The sequence below is a fragment of the Collinsella aerofaciens ATCC 25986 genome, assembly GCF_964259375.1.
Lineage (GTDB): Bacteria > Actinomycetota > Coriobacteriia > Coriobacteriales > Coriobacteriaceae > Collinsella > Collinsella aerofaciens_BO.
This window is the reverse complement of record NZ_CAXVJM010000018.1, coordinates 1-21,736: the sequence shown is the minus strand read 5'-3', so window position 1 is coordinate 21,736 and position 21,736 is coordinate 1. Positions and strand designations below refer to the sequence as shown.

The following is a 21,736-nucleotide window of genomic DNA, read 5'->3' as shown; positions in this document are numbered from 1 at the left end:
CGGCTCCAGATGTTACAGATTGAGATGAACCGAATGGCCGCCAATCTAATGTCTCGATCTGTAACACCAGGCGGGGAATTTGACCTCTAACTGTTACAGATCGAGACAAACTGGCCGGCCAAGTCCAGAACCGCCACAAAGGTGCCTGTCCCCTTTGCGGTGGTTTACGCAGGTAGAACGGTAGGTTCGTATATATGAACCTACCGTTCGCTTTGTTTTTGGACGACGATTACGCTGGATGACTTTAGGTTTGCAGGAAAGGAACGACCATGAGGTGGACTACTGTTCGAGCGCTTTGCCGCCGCCTGACCGTTGCCGCGGTGACCCTCGCTATGGTGACGGGCTCGTTGCCTGTGGGCGCGTTTGCTGAGGCTCTCAACACCGACGGCGCTTTTGTGCAGACGGATAACGGCCAAGCAGCCGACGCCGCTCCCGTCGATTCGGCTGACGCCCAAACGTCAGACTCTGCTTCCGCCGACCCCGCGCCCGATGCCGGCGCTGCCGACTCCACAGTGCTCGATACCGGTGATACCCCTACGCCCCCGCCCTTCGAGATTGCATCGGCGGCAGGCCTGACGGGCGCTGGGCAGACCGAGAGCACGCCCGTGGGCACGCTCGCCACCGATCTTGTCGAGGGCAAGGAACTCGCCGAGCAGCAGAAGCAGGAGGAGACCGCCGAAGCCGAAGTAACCTGGAATGAGGATCTTGGGCTCTGGATGACCTCGAAGGGCGCTACGGGCGTAAAAGGCGAATACGATGATGGCTACGTGGCCGGCGAGCAGACTCCCGCGCAGTACTACTTCTCGATCGATAGCCTCACCAACGAAATTTCTATCGAGTATGGCGACGCGGGCATTACCACGTTGGAGGTGCCCTCGACCATCGACGGCAAAAATGTCGTGAGTCTTAAGGGCATGGGAAACGTTGCGCTCACATCAATTACGTTTGCCCCCGATTCGCATATCCGCTCTGTGGGCGGTTTGGGCGGCAGCAGCATCAAGGAAATCGCACTGCCCGATTCGGTTGAGGAACTGGGCTGGAATGCGTTTACCGGAAGCAAGACACTTCACACGGTGACCTGGCCCAACAACGCGGCCTTTACCACGATTCCCGAGCAGGCCTTTGAGGGCTGCGAACAACTTGACGACAATGTGGTGGCAACGCTGCCGCCTTCGGTTAAGACTATCGACTATCGCGCCTTCGCCAATTGCGGCGTACCGCAGTTCTATGTCTCGGACACAACGGTACTCACCTTTACGCAGATCAACGTGCCGGGCACGGTGGAGCGGATTGAGCGCTATGCCTTTGACGGGTGCTCGCATGTGTCGTCGGTGACGATCGGCGACGGCGTTAAATATATCGGAGCGCACGCGTTCGCCTCTCTTGATCCTGCGATTGCCGGCAAAGAGATTGTGCTACCCAAAAGCGTGGAAATGATAGAGTGGGGAGCTTTTGAGAACACGAGATACGGAAACGAGACGAACCATAATGCCGTTGCCCTGCGCGTGATGAACCCCGATCTTCAGTTTGGTGAGGCGGGCTATCCGGGCGACTATAATGAGCGCGTGACAATCGATGGCGTAACGTATGCGATTCCCTTTGGTGAAGGCCAGACCATCTATGCCTATGCGACCGATTCGGCTGGCAACCCCTCGATGGTCAAAAAGCTTGCCGATGCCGTGGCCGATCGCAAGGACTCCGTCGATTCCTCGAAGCCTGCCTACACGTTTGAGTGGATGGGCGAGGCGGCCCAGGTGACGGGCAAACTTCCCCAGAGCGCGACGGCTACACTCGTGCAGGCGGGGCAGTCCACGCCGCTGGCGGTTGGCGATGACGGCAGCTTTACAGCGGACGCTCTCTCCAAGACAGCAGCCACCCTGCGCATTTCGCTCGGCGGTTACTATGACATGGTGCTGGCGCGCCCGGGCGACCAGATGACGGGCACATGGAATATCGGAGAGATTAAGGCGGAGGACTTTACCAAGATTCCGGCTTCGCGCGCGATTGAACTTAATGTGGCCTATCTCGAACCGGTCGCAGGCCAGGATAAGACCGAACGCATTGAGCTCGATAGTCTCGATAACATCGATCTGACGGTGAAGAGCGGCGGCAAGACGCTCAAACCTGCCAAGGGCGACAAGGAAAACGACTTCCGTATCCAGGGCACAGCACTCGTGGTGTCGCAGGCCATTGCCGACGCGGACCAGGATCTGGAGATAACGCTCGAGCCCAAAGACAGCCTCAAGCTGGGTGGGGCGACGGCGACGGTGAAGCCCTCGGCCGGCAAGGTCGATATCGACTTGAAGCCCTGGGGTACGGCGACGGTCACGACCAAGGGCGACTACCAGGGCGCCAACCGCGTGTTGGTGTTCCGTACGTCCGACGGCAAGCTGGTTGCCGACGGTGTCACCTATTTGATGGGTTACGAAGACGATGGCACCACGCCTATCATGAAGGCCGAGACGCCGCGCCTTAAGGCCGGTTCGTACACCATCGTCGCCTTTAACAAGACGAGCTACGACATCCAAGCGACGAGCTATTCCACGTTTAGCCGCCTAGGGCTGACCGTGGGTAAGCATATCGCGCAAAAGCAGGTGAAGATTGAGGACGGCAAACAGCTCGACGTGACGCTCGACGTCCCCACGTTTGACGTGGAGACGTATCGTGCCGAGCGCGGGCTGACGGCGGGCTCGGTTATCGCTGATTCGTCCGCGGTCGTTGGCGTGGAGACCGAGCTGCGCATTCATTACGAGCTCAAGGACAGCCAGGCTGCCAAGATTGAGATTCCGCTGGCCAAGGATGCCGTCGAGGATGTGTCCGCAGGCGCTCGCGAAGCCGGCGCCAGCTCCGATGCCATGTGGGCTGGCACAACTTGGGAGGGCGACAACCTCGTTCTCGATATGAAGAAGAGTGCGGGCGCCGATGTGTTTGTGCGCTTTAAGCCTAAGGCTGCGGGCACCTATGCCATCTCGCCGCTCATTACGCTGGGCGAGGTGACATTGCCGCTGGGAAGCACCACACTCGAGGTTAGCGGATCGCGCATCGAGGTTGACAACACCGACGTTCACAGCCTGCTGGGCAATGTGGCCTACGTTTATGCGGCACCGGGCAAGAGCGTGCAGCTCACCGTGGGGACGGGCTCGTCGGCTGCAAAGTACACCGGTAAGACCAATAAACTCGGCCGTGCCAAGATTGAATACGACCTGCCGCAGGATACGCTTGCCGCCGAGCGCGTGACGCTCGAGGCACGCGTGGGCTCGACCGATGTTGCCGCCGCTGCTGCCGAGGTAACGGCTCGCAATTATGTGCGCTATGTTCCGGGCGCTTCGGTCTGGAACTTTGATGTGACGTATCGTGGCGGTACGCAAAACCTGGTCAAGGATGGCAAGGACACCGGCAAGAGTCTGTGGACCTTCCATCATCTGCCGCAAAAGAAGAACGCCTACTGGACCTTTGACATCACGCTCGAGGTGGGAAACGAAGAGGCCGCCGACACGCTCGACCTGTACGTGGACTGCGTGGATGGCAAGACGGTGACGATTCCTCTGACTCAAAAGTCGCGCGAGGGCACCCATGTGCGCTATGTGGCGGAGTATGTGGACGAGGGTTACCTTAAGCTGCTCGACGAGTTTAACAAGGCGAATGACTCGACCTATGTGAACTGCGGCAACTTTGAGCAGATCTTTATGCCGCAGACCTACCGCATCTCCAATGCTCAGCTTATGACCATGCTGAGTTTTGACGCCAACGCTTCGGCCAAAAAGCATTCCGCCGCGGCCGAGGAGCGCCAGCAGGAGTTCTCGAATGCCGTGCAGCAGTGGCACGAGTATATGATGGATAACTCGTTTAATGATGTCGACGAGGCCTTTAACGACGCGATTGACCAGATGGTCGCTGATGCGTTTGCCGAGGAGGACGAGAACGGTAAAGAGGACGAAGCCCAAGGTGGAGCTGCCCGTAAGGCTCGTCGCGCCCCTGCCGCCAGCGACGGCGAGGGTGATGGTGCTGGCAACGACGAGGCCGCGCAGTTTGCGGCTGAGCTCAAGGCCGCGGTCGGCGGGTCGGCGGCGCTGCTGACCCAGCAGGGCGACAGCTATGGCGTCAATGTGGACAAGATGATCTTTGAGGATGCTTACGGCACCAGCGAGGATTGGTATCAGGAACTCGCGGCGGCCCAGGGCGCGAACGCTGCGGATGCGGCCGCCATCAAGGAGCTCGTCGACCATGCATCGCGAGCGGAGTTTATTGCCCAGCAGGCCGAGGATCTGGTGGGCCAGTCGATGGGTATCGGCCAGCTCAACCAATACGGAAGCTGGAATGACGCAACCGCTGCGGCGCTCAACAAGTGTGCGGGCATTAAGGCCAGCGAGTACAACGGCCAGTCGACGAGCGGGTTTAACGATTTGGGCCAGGCGCTCGGCAGCTCGCTGAGCTACAAGGCGGCTGACGACGATACCGTCAAGGGCTTTAAGGTCGCCGCGCCCGATGGCGAGCAGACGGCCTATATCGAGTCGGAATTTATCGAGAACTCCAATAACAACAAGAACCAGGCGCTTCTGTTTAACTCGATCGCCATGCAGTGCGACATTCTGGACGACCTGTACGACAACTGGAATGTGGTCCATAGCCTCAACAACTCCAAGGTGCGCGGATGGCTCATGGCCTGGAAGCGCAACGGCGACGTGAGCGCCCATATGAAGCTCATCCGCACGATCCGTTCGCTCAAGAGCTATAAGATCGAGTGCGAGATGTTCGGACAGGTCTTTAAGACCGATGCGTGGAAGGCGGCCGGCCAGGCGTTTCCCGCGGCGACCCAGGGCATCGGCATCTTTACCGGCATTTACGGCGTGAACGATGCCAGCAAGAACTGGGAGAACGTGAACGTCCGTATGCAGAAGGTGAAGGGCGAGCGCGAGGGCTATGAGCTTCAGCATACGCGCTTGCTTGCCAAGCCCGAGAAGACCGAGGACGACTGGAAGTGCATTTACGCGCTGCGCGACGCCATGGAGAAGGCGCGTGCGTTTGAGGATCTGCTGTATCGCCAGCTCTGCCACGACAGCACCGATGTGGCAGTAGGCTCCATTATGACAATCGCCGGCGTGCTGACGGCCGGTTCGGCGGGTACCGTGGTGGGCGCTGCCTATGACGCGGCTTCGACCAGCGTAGGTTCGGAGCGCGCGATTAAGCTGACCAATGCCGAATGCGCCTACGATGTTGCCTGCGAGCAGGTGGAGCGCGCGTGCCAGAATCGTATTACGGTCAACTGGGGCGAGCTGACCGATGCCGAGGTCTACAAGGCCAACAAGGACGGCTTGATCTCGGACGAGAAGATGCAGTCGATCTTCGAGGCGCGTTATCGCAATGTGGCTGCCAAGGCTGCACCCGACCCTGCGGGCGTGGTGTACGAGGGCCTGCTGTCCAATACGGTTGAAGGCGCGACGGTTGAGCTGTGGAGCGCCGACGATGCGGCCGGTACCAATGCGGTGCGTTGGGATGCCGAGGAGTATGAGCAGGACAATCCGCTTGCGACGGGTGCGGACGGTGCATACAACTGGAATACGCCGACCGGCTGGTATCAGGTGCGCGTGACCAAGGACGGGTATGAGGAGGCGCGTTCGGCTTGGCTGCGCGTGCCGCCGATTCAGACTGAGGTGAACATTGGCTTGGTGTCGACGACGGCGCCCGAGGTGGCTTCGGCCCATGCCTATACCGATTGCATCGAGGTTGAGTTTGCGCAGTATATGGATGCGAGCGACGATGCCCTGGTCGCATTGTGCGCGCAGGGCTTGGGCGACGTGACGTATACGTGGCTCGACAAGCAGGACGATCCCAATGGCAAGCCGCTGTCGCGCGTGCTGCGTATTCGCTATGCCGATGCGCGTGAGGCGGGCTCGACGGTGGCGTTTGAGCTCGACGGTGCTCGCAACTACGCCGGCACGGCCATGGCGCGCTGGGCAAGTGGCGAGCTTGTCGTGGGCGTTCGTGCCGACAAACTCAAGCTCAACGTGGAGCAGGCCGTGACCATGCTTGATGGCAGTGACTTTGAGCTGGTGGCGCATGTGACCGATAAGGCGGGCAAGCCGTTTGCGGGCGCCAAGGTTAGTGTTGGGCTGGAGTCCTCGGCTATCTGCTCTGTCGATGCCACCCAGGCCGTAACGGGCGAGGACGGCGCGGTGACGTTTGTGCTGCATGGTGCTCTGCCCGGTTTGACGACGTTGACGGCGGCGGTGGACGGCACGGCGCTGTCCAAGCAGGTCGACGTTCGCGTGTCTGCCGAGGCGGTGCGACCGGCGCGACCGGTGGCGACGATTGGTGCGACGACGTTTGGTGCATGGTCGCCCAAGGAGAACTACATTACGGTGCCCAAGGGAACGAAGCTGGAGCTTTCGGCCGAGGATGGCACGACGATTTGGTACACCACCAACGACACCTGCCCCTGCCGTGACGAAGGCCGCGTAAAGTACACCGAGCCTATTGCGCTCGATAGCAACATGTATGTGCGCATTGCGGCACAGCGCCCTGGCATGTCGTACAGCGAGTATTCTGAGCGTCTGAACATTACGATCACGGTGACCGATGAGGCGGTGCCTGAGCCGACGCCCGATCCCGAGCCGACGCCTGGCGACGGCGAGCAGGGCGGCGGTGCGGATGGCTCTGGCGGCACCGGGGTACCTGCGGGCGGTTCGACTTCGACGACGACCACGGTGACGACGAACAAGTCCAAGGGTAAGGGCGAGAACGACAAGAAGTCCGGCGGCACGGAGCTCGCCAGCACGGGTGACTCCACCGCGATGACGGTCGCCGCCTTGGGCATCGCCGGCGCAACCGTTGCCGCGGCCGGCATCGCCGCGACCAAGCGTCGCAAGCGTTAGGTTTTGGCGACAACGCCCATTCTCGGCTTTTGCAAGATCTCAATCTGTAACACCAAGCTGCCCAAAACGGCTCTAGATGTTACAGATTGAGATGAACTGCTCGGCCGCCAATCTAATGTCTCGATCTGTAACACGTAGCGGGGAATTTGGTCTCTAACTGTTACAGATTGAGACAAAGCGGAGGCGGCTGGCGCAAGATCTCGATCTGTAACAACTACAAGGCTCAACGGGCTCCAGGTGTTACAGATTGAGACAAAACGACCAAGCAAGTCCCCAACCACCACCACAAAGGTGCCTGTCCCCATCGTGGTGGTCGGGGCGGCCGGTATAGAAAAAGTCCCCGCCGGGCGTGTGCTCGACGGGGACTTTGCCGTTTGATGGCTAGCGCTGCAGGTGATTACTCGCCCAGCAGGCTCTTGGTGATCGAAGCGGCGGCCTTCTTGCCGGCGCCCATCGCCAGAATGACCGTAGCGGCACCGGTGACGATGTCGCCGCCGGCCCAGATGCGGGGATCGGTGGTCTGGCCGGTCTCCTCGTCGGCAACGATGTAGCCCCACTTGTTGAGCTCCATCTTGCCGCCGATCTTCTTTGCGAAGGGGTTGGCGTTGGTGCCGATAGCCGAGATCGCGACGTCGCAGGGGATCTCCTCGATGGCGCCCTCGATGGGCACCGGGCGGCGACGGCCGGACTCGTCAGGCTCGCCGAGCTCCATCTTCTGGACCTTGACGGCGCACACGGAGCCGTCCTCGCCAGCGACAAACTCGAGCGGGGAGACGAGCGGCAGAACCTCGACGCCCTCGGCCTTAGCATGGTGCAGCTCGGCGCGACGGCAGGGCATCTCGTCCTCGGTACGACGGTAGGCGATGATGGCATGCTCGGCGCCCAGGCGCTTGGCGGTACGGACGGCGTCCATAGCCACGTTGCCGCCACCAAAGACGACGACGTTCTTGCCGTGCTTGGTGGGGGTGTCGTACTCGGGGAACTTGTTGGCCTTCATCAGGTTCACGCGGGTGAGGTACTCGTTCGCGAAGAAGACGTTGGGCAGGTTCTCGCCGGGGACGTTGAGGAACTTGGGCAGGCCAGCGCCGGTCGCCACGTAGATGGCGTCGAAGCCCTGCTCGAACAGCTCCTCGGCCGTGGCCATGTTGCCCACGACGGAGTTGTACTCAAACTTGACGCCCATGTCCTCCAGGCCGTCAATCTCGCGCTTGACGACTGCCTTGGGCAGACGGAACTCGGGGATGCCGTAGACCAGCACGCCGCCGCCGGTGAAGAAGGCCTCGAAGACGGTGACGTCAAAGCCGTTGCGGGCGAGCTCGCCGGCGCAGGTGATGCCGGACGGGCCGGAACCGACGACGGCGACCTTCTTGCCGTTCTTGGGGGCCATCTTGGGCGTGGAGGCGAGCTCGGGGCGGTCACCCAGGAAGCGCTCGAGCTGGCCGATGGCCACGGGCTCGGACTTCTTGCCACGGATGCACTTGCCTTCGCACTGGTTCTCCTGCGGGCAGACGCGACCGCAGATGGCGGGAAGCATGGAGTCCTCGCGGATGGTATCGAGAGCGCCGCCGAAGTCCTTTGCGCGGATCTGCTCGATAAAGCGGGGGATGTTGATGTTGACGGGGCAGCCCTCAACACAGAACGGCTTCTTGCAGTTGAGGCAGCGCTCGGCCTCGGCCAGCGCCATCTCCTCGGTGAAGCCCTTGTCGACGGGGCGGAAGTCGCAGGCGCGCTCGGCAGCCGGCTCCTCGTTATCGGGGGTGCGGGGCGACTTCATATCGGCAACGAAACGACCGTTAACTAGTGGCATGCGCAGCTCTTTTCCTCATAGGCCTTGAGGGACGCGCCCTCTTCGGAACGGTAAGCGGCCTGGCGGGCACGAAGGTCATCCCAGTCGACCAGGGTGGCATCGAAGTCGGGGCCGTCGACGCAAGCGAACTTGGTCACGCCGCCCACCTCGACGCGGCAGCAGCCGCACATGCCGGTGCCGTCAACCATGATGGGGTTGAGCGACGCGGTGATGGGGGTGTCGTACTTCTGGGCGGTGAGGGTCGAGAACTTCATCATCGGAACGGGGCCGACGCAGAAGACCTGGCTCACGGCCTTGTCCTGCAGCAGGCGCTCCAGCGGAGCGGTGACAACGCCCTGCTCGCCGTAGGAGCCGTCATCGGTAGTGATGTGGATGTGGTCCTCGTCGAGGAGCTCGCGGAACTGGTCCTCCATGAGCAGGAGGTCCTTGGTGCGGGCGCCCATGATGGCGTGCACCTCGTGACCGGTCTCGACCAGGTGCTTAGCGACCGGGAAGGCAATTGCCAGGCCGACGCCGCCGCCAATGACGGCGCAGGGGCCCTCGGCCATCTCGGTGGGAACGCCCAGCGGGCCCACGACGTCGCGCAGCGACTCGCCGGCCTCGTAGGTGGAAAGCATCTCGGTGGTCTTGCCGATCACCATGAAGATGAACTCGACCCAGCCCTCGTCACCGTTCCAGCCGGCCAGGGTAAACGGGACGCGCTCGCCCGTCTCGTTGGCGCGAACCATGAGGAACTGTCCAGCGTGCGCATGTTTGGCGATTGCAGGCGCCTCGATGCGGAACTTGAACACCTTCTCAGAGAACTGCGTCTTCTCCAGGATCTTATACATAGAACCCCTCTCTTGTTAGGGCCGCCGAACCGTGCCTCCACGGAAATGGACGGTAGCCCGAATAAAACCGTACGCGCACAGGCGTTGTGCAGACATACGGTACAAATTATACCCTCATGGACATGTCACTTACGTGTGTCTTCGGCGGTTGGGAGCAGGGTTTATCCACTTCGGCCTACCAAACAGGGGCAGGTATATTTTGGTCAGTTTTATCGGGTAAAACGGCAAAGGGGGCCGGCCTCGGGTTGTGATGAGGCCGGCTCCCTTTGGGGTGCTATGTGCGTATGGCGGCGCGCGGTTTATTACGATGCCGCAAATGGAGCGTTTCCGCAGGTAAAACCTGCCAAAATAAACATCCCTAAATGGTAGGTTTTAGTGCTTGCCGTTGGCGGAGGCGGCGCCGTTTACGTGATCGCGGGCATAGATCACGCCGTGCACGATGGCCAGGCCGGCGGCGTCGGCCGCGCGGGCGCAGGTGTCCTGGAAATCCTCGGCCTCGCGGGCGCGCAGCTGCTTGAGCACGTAGTCGGCGACGGCCATCTTGCCGGGAGGGTTGCCGATGCCGGTGCGGATGCGGCTGAAGTCGCGGCTGCCCATCTTGTCGATGATGGAGCGCAGGCCGTTGTGACCGGCGTGGCCGCCGCCCACCTTGACGCGCACGTCGCCGGCGGGAATATCGAGCTCGTCGTGGATTACGAGCAACTCCTCGGCCTTGATCTTGTACTCGCGGCAGAGCTTGGAGATGGGACCGCCCGAGGTATTCATGTACGACTGCGGCTTGACCAGCACAATCTGCCGCTTGCCTCCCTCTTCCTCGGGGTCGTTGATGTTGATGACCGCGACCTCGGCGCCGGCCTGGTTTTTCCAGTACGTGACGCCGGCCTGACGGGCCAGCTCGTCGATTGCCTTAAAGCCGGCGTTGTGGCGGGTCTCGGCATATTCCTCGCCCGGGTTGCCAAGCCCGGCAACCATGCGAATCTTAAGCGGCTGTGCAGCTGCCATATGCTTCCTTTCGTTACACAAAAGTTTAATCAACGACAAAGGCTACCACGCCCGCCGAAGGCGAGGAAAGGTTGCAGCAAAGTCATTTCAGAAAACAGCTGCCCCGAGACAGCAGGAAGCCCCGGACACGCTGGGAGGGGTTATCAAAGCGAACATCCCGCAGCCGCAAAGCGGCGAGGACGTTCGCGTGATAACCCCGCAGGCGCGTCCGGGGCTTCCGGAGGGATGCGAGGGTCGAGCGACTACAGCGCGAAGTCGCCGCCGACGAGCGTGGAGACGGGCTCCTCGTGGTAAACGGCGGAGATGGCCTGAGCGAACTCCTCGGCGACCGAGATGGTCTTGATCTTGCCGCCGACCTCGACGGGAATGGCGTCGGTGACGACGCACTCGACGATCGGGGCGTCGTTCAGGCGCTCGATGGCCGGACCGGAGAAGATGCCGTGGGTGGCGCAGACGTAGATGTCGCCAGCGCCCATAGCCTTGAGCTCCTTGACGTTGGCGCACAGGGTGCCAGCGGTGTCGATCATGTCGTCGTTGATGACGCAGGTCTTGCCCTTGATGTCACCGATGATGCCCATGACCTCGGCGGCGTTGTGGCGCGGACGGCCCTTGTGGGCGATGGCCAGGTCGCAGCCGAGCATGTCGGACAGCTTCTTGGCGGCCTTGGCGCGACCCACGTCGGGGGAGACGACAACCAGGTTGTCGGTGTCGAAGTGCATGTCGTTGTAGTACTGGCCAAACAGCGGCAGTGCGGACAGGTGGTTAACCGGGATATCAAAGAAGCCCTGGATCTGACCCTGGTGCAGGTCGAGGGTGATGATGCGGTCGACACCGGCGCGCTCGAGCAGGTTGGCGACGAGGCGGGCGGTGATGGGCTCGCGCGGGCCGGCCTTGCGGTCCTGGCGGGCATAGCCGTAGTGGGTGATAACGGCGGTGATGGAGCGGGCGGATGCGCGCTTGGCAGCGTCGGTGGCGATGAGCAGCTCCATGAGCATGTCGTTGACGTTGCCGCCAGCCACGGACTGAATCAGGAAGACGTCGGCGCCGCGGACGGTCTCGTCGTAGCGGGCGTAAATCTCACCGTTGGCGAACTGCTTTAGCGTAAGGCCCGAAAGCTCGACCCCAAGGTACTCAGCGATCTTCTGAGCGAGGGGACGGTTGGAGGAACCGGAATACACGCGGATGGACTTGCGCATATTCTCCGACTTCTCGGGATCATTAATCGGCATTACCCTTCTCCTTTATACATCGAATGCCATATAGATGCCTTTTTGCATTGTAACCGTGCGGCGGGGTTAATCGGGTCTTGATAACGTCTTTACCGTCAACGGACACGAACCGACCACTCATCCGGTCGCGCAGGTCACGATAGAAAAAGGAGCCGTCCCCATGGAACAGCTCCTTTTGTGCTTGGTAAAACGTTATACCTCGTCGTCCTCGTGCAGACGGCGGCGATAATCGGCGGCCCAGCCCTCAATATTTACCTGACGGGCGCGGCCCAGACCGAGTGCGTCGGCCGGGACCGGCTCGGTGATGACGGAGCCGGCGGCCACGAGCGCACCGTCGCCAATCTGGGCGGGCGCGACCATCATGGTGTCGGAACCGATGAAGGCATCCTTGCCGATGACGGTCTTGTGCTTGTGGACGCCGTCGTAGTTGCAGGTGATGGAGCCCGCGCCCACGTTGACGCCGGAGCCCATGGTGGTATCGCCGATGTAGGACAGGTGAGGCACCTTGGAACCCTCGCCGATCGTGGACTTCTTAATCTCCACGTGCGTACCGGCCTTGGAGCCGTCGAGCATGTGGGTGCCCGGGCGCAGGTAGGCGCGCGGGCCGCAGTCGACGCCGTTCTCGATGACGGCTTCGATGGCGATGGTCTCATCGATGATGCAGCCGCTGCCGACGGTGGTGTCGGTGAGGCGGCTGTTGGGGCCGAGCTGGCACTCCTCGCCCACGGTGACGTGGCCGATCAGGTGCGTCTGCGGCCACACGACGGTGTCGCGGCCGATGGTGGCGTCGGGGCCGATCCAGGCCTGCGTGGGGTCGATGAAGGTGACGCCCTCGGCCATCCAGTGCTCGTTGATGCGGTCGCGCGCGATGGCGGTGAGCTGCGCGAGCTGGATGCGGCTGTTGACGCCCAGGCCGTCGCGGTAGTCGTCGCAGTGGAAGATGGAGACCGCCTGGCCGTGACCCTTGAGGATTTCGAGCATGTCGGGCAGGTAGTACTCGGACTGTGCGTTGTCGTTGCCGATCTCGTTGATGTGGGCGGCGAGCTGCGCGCCGTCGAAGGCGTAGCAGCCGGCGTTGCACTCCAGCAGCGTGGCGGCCTGCTCGGGCGTGCAGTCCTTCTGCTCGATGATGCGCTCGATCTGACCATCGGCGCCCAGCTTGATGCGGCCGTAGCCAAAGGGATCGGGCGGGGTCATGGTCATGACGGTGCAGGCGAGCTCGCCGGTGGCGACGGTCTGCGCGAACTTGGCGACGGTGTCGGCGGTGATGAGTGGCAGGTCGCCGTTGAGCACGACGACGGGGCCTTGCGTGATGCCGCAGGCCTCGAGCGCGACCTTGACGGCGTGGCCGGTGCCCAGGCGCTCGGTCTGCTCGACGCACTCGACCTTGGTGGCGCTGTTGGCATAGGCGCCATCGATGAGGGCGCGCATCTCGTCGGCGTGGCTGCCGATGACGACCACGACGCGGCTGCAGCCGGCCTTGATGGTGGCGTCGACGATCCACTGGACCATGGGCTTGCCCAGGATCTTGTGCGAAACCTTGCAGTGGTTCGACTTCATGCGGGTGCCCTCGCCGGCGGCGAGGATAATTGCGGTTGCGTCCATGTGATCTCCTGTTACGTTATAGAGACGTGTGTTTGGAAACGATACACGGCGCAATATGATACCGCAGGCATATGATGAGCGCGTAACGATTGGTTTGCGGCGGTTGAGGCTTGCGCCGCCGGCGTGGCGTTTGCGCCGCTCGCGGGCGGCGTTGGCGGTATTGCGGAGCTGTCGTTTGAGCGAGGGGATGGGGGTGCCCATGGATATCATGCGAGAGGAGTTTGGCGGCGAGCCCGTCGCGGCATTCTCGATGTCGCATCCGGCGGTGCCGGCGCTCTATATAGTGCTGACGCTGGGGCTCACCATGTTCTCGATGCAACCGGTGCTGATCGCGCTGTCGCTTGCGGGCGGGCTGGCGTATGGATTTGCGATGCGTGGGGCTGCCCGCACGCTGGGCGCACTTCGCTGGCAGCTGCCGGTGATTTTGATTATCGCGCTGGTCAATCCACTGTTTAGCGCTTCGGGTTCGACGGAGCTGTTTCGTATTGGCATGCGTGCGGTGTATCTAGAGAGCATGGTTTACGGCCTGTGCATGGGCGGGCTGTTTGTGGCGAGCGTGCTGTGGTTTGAGGCCGCGGCGTCGATGCTCGAATACGACAAGGTGCTCGCGCTGTTGGGCAACGCTGCGCCGGTGATCGCGCTCATGATTTCGATGTGCATGCGGCTTATCCCACAGTTTTTGCGCCGCGGCCGCACGGTGCTGGCGGTACAGGACGCGATCGATGTGCCGGGGCGTGCGCCCGCCGATCCCGTGCGATCGCGCCTGCGGGCATCGAGCGTACTGATGGGCTGGGGCATGGAAGATTCGCTTGAGCGCGCGGATGCCATGCGCTCGCGCGGGTGGGGCGCCGCGACGCGTCGCACGACGTACGCGCGGTATCGGCTAGGGCGCGGCGACGCTGCCGCGCTGGTTGGACTTGCGGTGTTTAGTGCCGCCGCGGTGGCGGTGGCATGGACCGCGACAACGCAGTATTCGTTTTACCCGCAGCTTTCGGTGCCCGCGCCGTGGCTGGGCTATGCCGTGTACGCTGCCTGGATGGTGCTGCCCTGTGTGTTGCATGCGATCGATGAGAAGAGGTTTGGCTGATGGCTCGGTTGGATAGGGGCCCGGTGTCGGGCGCGGCGTGCGGCCCGGATATGCCGGCGATTGAGGTGCGGAGCCTGAGCTTTGCCTACCCCGGGGCTGATGCTGCGGTGCTCGAGGGGCTCGACTGGTCTGTTCCCCAAGGTGCATTTGCGCTGCTTGTTGGCGGTACCGGATCGGGTAAGTCGACGCTGCTCTCGCTGCTCAAGTCCGAGATTTCGCCGACGGGCGAATGCGCTGGCGAGCTGCGCGTGCTGGGCGAGAACGTTGCCGACATGGACGTGCGCGCGTCTGCGGAGCGCGTGGGCTACGTGTTCCAGGATCCCGAGAACCAGATTGTGTGCGAGACCGTGTGGCACGAGATGGCGTTTGGCCTAGAGAATCTGGGTGTGTCGCGCGACGAGATGCGCCGCCGTGTTGCCGAGACCAGCTATTTCTTTGGTCTGGAGGACTGGCTTCATCGCGATACCGATACGCTTTCGGGTGGCCGCAAGCAGCTGCTGTCGCTTGCCGCCGTTCTGGCGCTGCGTCCGCGCGTCCTGTTACTCGACGAGCCCACGTCTCAGCTCGATCCCGTTGCCGAGAAGAATTTTCTGCACGCGCTGTTTCGCGTGAACCGTGAACTGGGCTGCACGGTTGTTGTGGCCACGCATCAACCGCGGCCGATGCTCGAGTATGCGACGTGTGCGTACCGGATTGAGGGCGGTCGCGTGCGCGAGGTGGCGGATATGGCTTCTTTGGGACGCCGAGAATCGCTGTTTTCCGATGACATGTTGGGGTGGGGTGCCATCCGATGTGCAAAAAACGGAGTATTCAGCAGGCGTGAGGACAATTTGGGCTCTCTGGAGCCGCCCGGGGACGTATCGAGCGCGAAAAAAAGTTCGGAATTGGACAAATCGTCCGAATTTGTGGCGCAAACGTCGCTCGAGAACGGCTCGGAAGCCTTCCCGCGCACGGATGGAAACAGAATACTCCAAAAAATGCACGGCGGGTCGGCTACCACCCTGTCGGAAGGCTGGTTTCGCTACGATCGCGCGGGCGGTTGGGTGCTGCGCGGGCTCGATGTGACATTTTCAGCCGGCGCGGTTCATGCGGTCGTGGGCGGAAACGGCTGTGGCAAGTCGACGATGCTCTCGGTGCTGGCCAAGACGGCTAAGCTGCAGCGTGGCCGCATGGTGCGCGGGGCGGCTTCGGCGGCTCTGCTGCCACAGAATCCCAAGGCATTGCTGGTCGCCGAAACGGTGCGCGACGAGCTGATGGAATGGGCTTCGACCTGCGGATACGACGAGGCCGCAGTACAGGAGCAGACAGCGCGCCTGGGCCTAGCGGGCTTGGAGGCGCGTCACCCGTACGATCTTTCGGGCGGTCAGCGCCAGCTGCTTGCGTTGGCAAAGCTGCTGTTGATTGGCCCGGAGCTGCTGCTGCTTGATGAGCCCACCAAGGGTTTGGACCTGGCCAGCCGCCGCATCATCGCTCGCGCCCTGCGTGACCATGCGAATGCCGGCGGCACCGTCATCATGGCCACGCATGACCTGGACTTCGCCGAGCAGGTTGCCGACGACATTGCCATGATGTTCGACGGCGAAGTTGCCTACATGGAGCCGCCGGCAGATTTCTTTGCCGACAACGTGTTTTATAGGGCGTGATGGAATGGCGGATTATCGCGGCTTGCGCCTGCTTACAAAACTGGAGATTCCGCTGTTGTTGGCGGTGCCGGTGGTAATGGCCGCCGCATTGCTGGCGGGCATTGAGCAGGCGGCGCTTGCCATGCTGGTTGTAGTGGCGCTCGTGCTCGCACTGTTTTTTGCGGGCTATGAGACATCACGTCCAGGCCTGCGCCAGATCATGCCCACGCTGGTGCTGGCGGCGCTGGCCGCGGCGGGGCGCATCCTGTTTGGGCCCATTCCCGATTTTAAGCCCGTGAGCGCTATCGCCATTATCGCGGGTGCGACACTTGGCCGTCGCAATGGTTTTATGGTCGGCGCGTTGGCAGCGCTGACCAGTAATTTCTTTTTTGGACAGGGTATGTGGACGCCGTGGCAGATGTATGCCTGGGGTCTGGTGGGCTACATCGGTGGCGCACTGGCGCATGCGGGCGCGTTTGACCGCGCCGATGGAACCGTGCGAATGCCGGCGCTGTTGGCGTATGGCTTTGCGTCGGGCCTGCTGTATGGCGTCGTGATCAACGCGTATGACATCATCGGTTTTGTGCAGCCGCTCACCTGGGCAGGCGCCATAGCGCGTCTTGCTACGGCGGTGCCGTTCGACATCACGCATGGCCTCGCGACCTGCGTGTTCTTGGCCGCTCTGTACAAGCCCTGGTGTCGCCGCATCAACCGCGTCGTCGTGAAGTACGGGCTGTAGGGCTGGTTATGCTGGGGTGGGAATCAATACTGCCGAAGTGCCATTTCAAAACTATGCCGGTTTACGGGGCCAGATTGGCACAGGCAGACCATACCGGCTATTTTTGAAATAGAGCAAGCCGTTTACCTGCGGTTTTATTATTTCGGAATTGCGTATGGTTGGGGGTTTGCGATTCAGCCCCGTAAACCGGCATAGTTTTGGAATGGCCGGCTGATATGACGGGCATCGTGGCCCTCAAGAGCCAAATTGATCCGTTTTCTTCCGTCTCCAGACATCCCCGGGGAATCAGCTGAACCCGCCCGCCACGGAATCGGCCTATCTACTACGTTTGGCCCGACACCCCCAAACACAACCGCGTTTTATGAAAAACCGCAGGCTTTCTACCTGCGGTTTTCTTTTTGCGTTGTTCGCTGTGGTTGAGGGTAGTGGCTTAAACGTAGTAGATGGCCCAGTTTCGTGGCAAGCGGGCCGCGTGGATGCCCTCGCGAGGTGAAAAATGATCCCTTTTCCTCCGTCCCCAGGGGATTAGTTGGGGCTAGAGCTCTAGGGTGACGGTGACGGGGCAGTGGTCGCTGCCAAAGATGTCGTCGCGGATGCCGGCGTCGCGCACGTTGCCGGCGATTGCGTCGCTCACCAGGAAGTAGTCGATGCGCCAGCCGGCGTTGTTCTTGCGGGCATTAAAGCGATAGCTCCACCAGCTGTAGACGCCCTCGACGTCGGGATTTGCCGCGCGCCAGGTATCGGTAAAGCCGGCGTTGAGCAGCTCGGTGAACTTGCCGCGCTCCTCGTCCGAAAAGCCTGCGTTGCCGCGGTTGGACTTGGGGTTCTTAAGATCGATCTCCTCGTGTGCCACGTTAAAGTCGCCGCAGGTCACCACGGGCTTTCCGGTCTCGCGCTCGAGGCCTGCCAAAAAGCCGCGGTAGGCATCGTCCCAGGCCATGCGTACATCGATGCGCGCGAGCTCGTTTTGGGCGTTGGGCGTATAGACGTTGACAAACCAAAACTTGTCGAACTCGAGCGCACAGACGCGGCCCTCGGTTGCGGCTTGGGCGACGAGCTCAGCAGCCCCGCCCTCGCCGGCGTAGGGCAGCAGCGCGTCGGCGCGCAGCACGCGCAGCGGTTCCTGGCGGCTAAAGACCGCGGTGCCCGAGTAGCCCTTGCGCTCGGCGTAGCTCCAGGTTTGGTGATAGCCGGGCAGGTCGATATCGACCTGACCCTCTTGCAGCTTGGTCTCCTGCAGCGCCAGGATGTCGACGTCGAGGTCCTGTGCGATCTGGATAAAGCTCGGGTCTTTTTTGAGCACGGCGCGCAGGCCGTTGACGTTCCACGAGGCGAAAGTGTAAGTCTGGGGCATGGTGTCCTTTCAACGGGGTTGGCAGGCTTAAGATTAACGCAACAAGAGCGGGGCGGAGTCCGCGAGTGATAGTGCGAACGCCGCCGTCCCGGAGACACGGACGGAGGACATATATGACGCAGGCAATATCGGACTCCAAACAGGCCTCCGCCGCGCTGGCGGAGCTGTTCGAAACCCATAGCCACGTGGTCTTCTTTGGCGGCGCGGGCGTTTCCACGGCAAGCGGCATTCCCGATTTCCGCAGCGTGGACGGTCTGTATCACCAGCGGTTTTCCTATCCGCCCGAGACTATGCTCTCGCACAGCTTTTACGAGGCGCATCCGGCGGAGTTTTTCGACTTCTACCGCACCAAGATGATCGCGCTTAACGCTAAGCCCAACCGCTGTCACACCAAGCTGGCCGAGCTGGAGCGTGCCGGCAAGCTCGACGCCGTGGTGACGCAAAACATCGACGGCTTGCATCAGGCGGCTGGTTCACGACGCGTGTTTGAGCTGCATGGCTCGGTCCACCGCAATATCTGTCAGACGTGCGGCGCGGTCTACAGCGCCGAATGGATTTGCGCGCGCGAGCACGAGGATGCCGCGGGCGTGCCCGTGTGCCCTGCGTGCGGCGGTCGCATCAAGCCAGATGTGGTCCTCTACGAAGAGCCGCTCGATGAGCGTGTGCTTACCGGCGCCGTTGCTGCCATCGCCGCAGCCGACGCCCTCGTCGTGGGCGGAACCTCGCTCGTAGTGTATCCGGCGGCGGGCCTCACGCGTTACTTTACTGGCGATACGCTGGCCATTTGCAATTTGGCGCCTACCGATCAGGATGCAAATGCCGACCTGCTGATTTCTTGCGACATCGCGGCCGCGTTTGCATTCTAGCCCGCGCGCGCGGATACAATAGAAAGACTGATTGCAAAGCGACCCCGCCGCCAGCGCCCGAGCGCGGCGGCGTGGGCATTTTAGGAGGATGTTCATGGCGAACGACAGCAAGACATGGCGGTGCGGAAAGTACGAGCTCAGCTTTGACCGTCCGCGCATCATGGGCGTCCTCAACGTGACGCCCGATTCGTTTAGCGACGGCGGTGAGCACTTCGACCCGGATGCCGCCATCGAGTACGGCCTGGCGATGCTCGACGCCGGCGCCGATATCATCGACGTGGGCGGCGAGTCCACGCGCCCCGGCTTTACCCCGGTCAACCCCGACGAGGAGGCGCGTCGCGTGCTGCCCGTCGTGCGCGCGCTCGCCAAAGAGGGCGCCATCGTCTCGATTGATACGCGTCATGTGGCGGTTGCCAAGGCGGCGGTGCGCTGCGGTGCTTCGATTGTTAACGACGTGACGGGCTTCACCGACCCCAAGATGGTTGAGTTCGTTAAGACGAGCACCTGCGGCGTCATCGTAATGCACGCCGGCGAGGTCGCCGCACCCGCCCGCACGCACGCGACGGTGCAGCTCGATACCTCGGCTGCGGCGTTTGTTGCCGAGAAGGCGCGCGAAGCGGCTGCCGAGGCCGCGCGCGAGGCCGAGAAGCCGGCCCGTCGCCGTCGCGGCAAGTTGCTGGGCGAGCCCAAGACGGAGGCCAAGCTGCCGGGTGGCGTGGTGCAGCCCTCGCTGCCGTTTGGCGATCCGGAACCCGCGCCCGAGCCTACGGACGAGCAGAAGCAGGAGGCACCGGCCGCCGAAGAGGCCGCCCCTGTCGCCGAGGCCGCCGCGAGCCCTGAGTCCGCGCCGGAGCCCAGCGATCACCTGGCAGCCATGATGCGCCGCAGCGCCCGCCGCGAGGAGGCCTACGTGCCCACCTCTCAGCTCCGCCGCTTTACCCTGCCAGATTCGGCGCCCATCATGCGCCGCGTCATGGGCTTTCTGTCCGATCAGGCCCGCGCGCTCATCCACGCCGGCGTGTCGCGCGACCGCATCTGCATCGATCCGGGCCCGGGCTTTGGCAAGACGGCCAACGAGGACATCGTCATCCAGCGCGAGACCGCCAAAATGGCGTCGTTGGGCTATCCGCTCATGTGCGCCGTGTCGCGCAAGCGCTTTGTGGGCGCTGTCTCGGGCGTGACCGAGGCCGCCGAGCGCGATGCCGCCACGTTTGGCGTGTGCCTGGGCGCCATCCAGGCCGGCGCCAACATTGTGCGCGTGCACGACGTCGCGGGCTTTGCGCAGTTCCTGAACGGTTACTGGGCTGTTGCCAAGCCGCAGCCGCGTCGCGCGTTTGTGGCCGTGGGCTCCAACCTGGGGCATCGTTGCGACAACATCCGCGCCGCGCGCGACATGATTGCCGAGGTTCCGCTCACCTGCGTGTCCAACTGCTCGCGCATCTATGAGAGCGAACCGGCCTACGAGACGCGCCAGGACGCCTTTGCCAACGCCGTCATCGAGATTAAGACCGAGCTGGCACCGCTGGTGCTGCTCGACGAGCTTATGAAGATCGAGGCCGAGCTGGGCCGCGACCGCTCCAAAAAGGCCAAGGCAAACGGCCCGCGCACCATCGACTTGGATCTGCTGTGGATGGACGGCGAGACCCACGGTGGCAAAAAGCTGCGCCTGCCGCATCCGCTCATTGGCGAGCGCGACTTTGTGCTTGTGCCGCTCGAGGACCTGATGCACGACCCGGCGCGGTTCTTCCGCTACAACGGCGTCGAGGTCAAGGAGCCCGAGGATCGCGTGGGCCATATCGTGGGCGAATTGGGGCGTATGTAGATGATCGAGATGAATGCTGTTGCCGCCGGTACCGAGCTCGACGCGGCGCGTGACGCGGGCCGCGAGGGCATGTCCACGGGCTGGTGCGCGTGGAGCGCGGGCGATGCATCGCTGGCGTTTTCGCTGGTCGTGCGCCCCGATGTGAACATGCACGCCTTCCACGGCCTGCCGTTTGTGGCCGCAATGGGCATGATGGACGCGCTCGCGGGCACGGCCGCAACGCCGGGTCTGGGGCTTGCCGGCAAGGTGGGCATCCGGTGGCCGAGTGACATCGTGTGCGGCGCTCCTGCGTTTGAGACATCGCTCGCGCGCGTCGCCGTCAACGGTGGTGCCGGTGCCGCGGGCATGTTCGGTGCCGTGACGGTGGATATTGAGCGCGCGGCGCTGGGCGAGCTTGGCGTGGATGTGGCTGACGAAGCGCTGGTCGAGGCATTAGCCACCGCCGTGTTGACCCGCGTTGACGCCTGGGCTGTTGCCGCCAACACACCACAGGGCGCTGCCGGCCCGCTGGCCCCGGTGCTGGGCGAGTACTTCGACATGGTGCCGCTGCTGGGCCGTCAGGTCGCGGCGGTGTCGCCCAACGGCCTGCCGCTCGCGGTCGGCGTGTTTGCGGGCCTGGACATCTGGGGCCGCGCGACCATTAAGACCGACGCCGGCGAGCAAGAGTTTCCGCCCGAGGCCGTACGGATTCGCGGGCTGTAACGCGAGGCGCCCGCGCTCAAAGATAACGATGACAACAAGACCCTCCTCGGCTGTGCCGGGGAGGGCTTCGCTTGTTTGAGGAACGGGTTGCCAGCGCCCTATTCCTCAAAACTGAAATATTTGGTTGATTTTCAATCTCAACGCAACAGCCTGAACGGACCCCGCGTTTCCGCAGCTATCGCAACGCGGAAATAGCTCC

General features: G+C 62.5%; 13 protein-coding genes. 7 read left to right on the top strand and 6 right to left on the bottom strand.

Going from position 1 to position 21,736, the window contains the following annotated elements; all coding sequences use genetic code 11:
• Positions 1-269 precede the first annotated feature (269 nt).
• A complete protein-coding gene (locus ACEXKH_RS08210; protein WP_373573746.1) occupies positions 270-6,872 on the top strand; it encodes a leucine-rich repeat protein in 6,603 nt (2,200 codons plus the stop codon).
• A 397-nt stretch (positions 6,873-7,269) separates the two neighbouring features.
• Here the strand turns inward: ACEXKH_RS08210 and gltA are convergent, their stop codons facing one another.
• The 5 genes from gltA to glmU all read right to left on the bottom strand — a co-directional run bounded on the left by gltA (position 7,270) and on the right by glmU (position 13,345).
• Positions 7,270-8,679, bottom strand: coding sequence for an NADPH-dependent glutamate synthase (gltA, locus tag ACEXKH_RS08205; protein ID WP_022094914.1), 1,410 nt, complete (start codon positions 8,677-8,679; stop codon positions 7,270-7,272).
• On the bottom strand, positions 8,670-9,509 hold the full coding sequence (locus tag ACEXKH_RS08200) for a sulfide/dihydroorotate dehydrogenase-like FAD/NAD-binding protein (RefSeq protein ID WP_117647773.1): 840 nt from the start codon (positions 9,507-9,509) through the stop codon (positions 8,670-8,672). Before ACEXKH_RS08200 ends, gltA begins: the two co-directional genes overlap by 10 nt.
• A 372-nt stretch (positions 9,510-9,881) precedes the next feature.
• A complete protein-coding gene (gene pth / locus ACEXKH_RS08195; RefSeq protein ID WP_373573745.1) occupies positions 9,882-10,511 on the bottom strand; it encodes an aminoacyl-tRNA hydrolase in 630 nt (209 codons plus the stop codon).
• Positions 10,512-10,753: 242 nt separating this feature from the next.
• Positions 10,754-11,740, bottom strand: coding sequence for a ribose-phosphate diphosphokinase (locus ACEXKH_RS08190; protein ID WP_006235790.1), 987 nt, complete (start codon positions 11,738-11,740; stop codon positions 10,754-10,756).
• 192 nt (positions 11,741-11,932) lie between these two features.
• Positions 11,933-13,345 carry a bifunctional UDP-N-acetylglucosamine diphosphorylase/glucosamine-1-phosphate N-acetyltransferase GlmU gene (gene glmU, locus ACEXKH_RS08185; RefSeq protein WP_118094046.1) on the bottom strand — a complete coding sequence of 471 codons (1,413 nt, stop codon included), beginning with the start codon at positions 13,343-13,345 and terminating at the stop codon, positions 11,933-11,935.
• Positions 13,346-13,544: 199 nt separating this feature from the next.
• Here glmU and ACEXKH_RS08180 point away from each other — a divergent pair, with 199 nt between their 5' ends.
• Genes ACEXKH_RS08180 through ACEXKH_RS08170 form a run of 3 tightly spaced genes read left to right on the top strand, consistent with a single transcriptional unit; the run spans position 13,545 to position 16,793 of the window.
• A complete protein-coding gene (locus ACEXKH_RS08180) occupies positions 13,545-14,432 on the top strand; it encodes an energy-coupling factor transporter transmembrane component T (RefSeq protein ID WP_373573744.1) in 888 nt (295 codons plus the stop codon).
• On the top strand, positions 14,432-16,075 hold the full coding sequence (locus tag ACEXKH_RS08175; RefSeq protein WP_373573743.1) for an ABC transporter ATP-binding protein: 1,644 nt from the start codon (positions 14,432-14,434) through the stop codon (positions 16,073-16,075). Before ACEXKH_RS08180 ends, ACEXKH_RS08175 begins: the two co-directional genes overlap by 1 nt.
• A 4-nt stretch (positions 16,076-16,079) precedes the next feature.
• Positions 16,080-16,793 carry a DUF6580 family putative transport protein gene (locus ACEXKH_RS08170; protein ID WP_373573742.1) on the top strand — a complete coding sequence of 238 codons (714 nt, stop codon included), beginning with the start codon at positions 16,080-16,082 and terminating at the stop codon, positions 16,791-16,793.
• Positions 16,794-17,328: 535 nt separating this feature from the next.
• On the opposite strand, the gene ACEXKH_RS08165 is transcribed toward ACEXKH_RS08170, so the two are convergent.
• The gene (locus ACEXKH_RS08165) at positions 17,329-18,147 is read right to left on the bottom strand and encodes an exodeoxyribonuclease III (protein WP_373573741.1); all 819 of its coding nucleotides are present in this window, start codon (positions 18,145-18,147) and stop codon (positions 17,329-17,331) included.
• A gap of 113 nt (positions 18,148-18,260) precedes the next feature.
• Here ACEXKH_RS08165 and ACEXKH_RS08160 point away from each other — a divergent pair, with 113 nt between their 5' ends.
• The 3 genes from ACEXKH_RS08160 (at position 18,261) to ACEXKH_RS08150 (ending at position 21,537) form a co-directional block, all read left to right on the top strand.
• Entirely contained in the window at positions 18,261-19,013 is a 753-nt protein-coding gene (locus ACEXKH_RS08160) for an NAD-dependent protein deacylase (RefSeq protein ID WP_373573740.1), read from the top strand.
• A 94-nt stretch (positions 19,014-19,107) separates the two neighbouring features.
• On the top strand, positions 19,108-20,835 hold the full coding sequence (gene folP, locus ACEXKH_RS08155) for a dihydropteroate synthase (protein ID WP_373573739.1): 1,728 nt from the start codon (positions 19,108-19,110) through the stop codon (positions 20,833-20,835).
• A complete protein-coding gene (locus tag ACEXKH_RS08150; RefSeq protein ID WP_373573738.1) occupies positions 20,836-21,537 on the top strand; it encodes a hypothetical protein in 702 nt (233 codons plus the stop codon).
• The last annotated feature ends 199 nt before the right edge of the window (positions 21,538-21,736 follow it).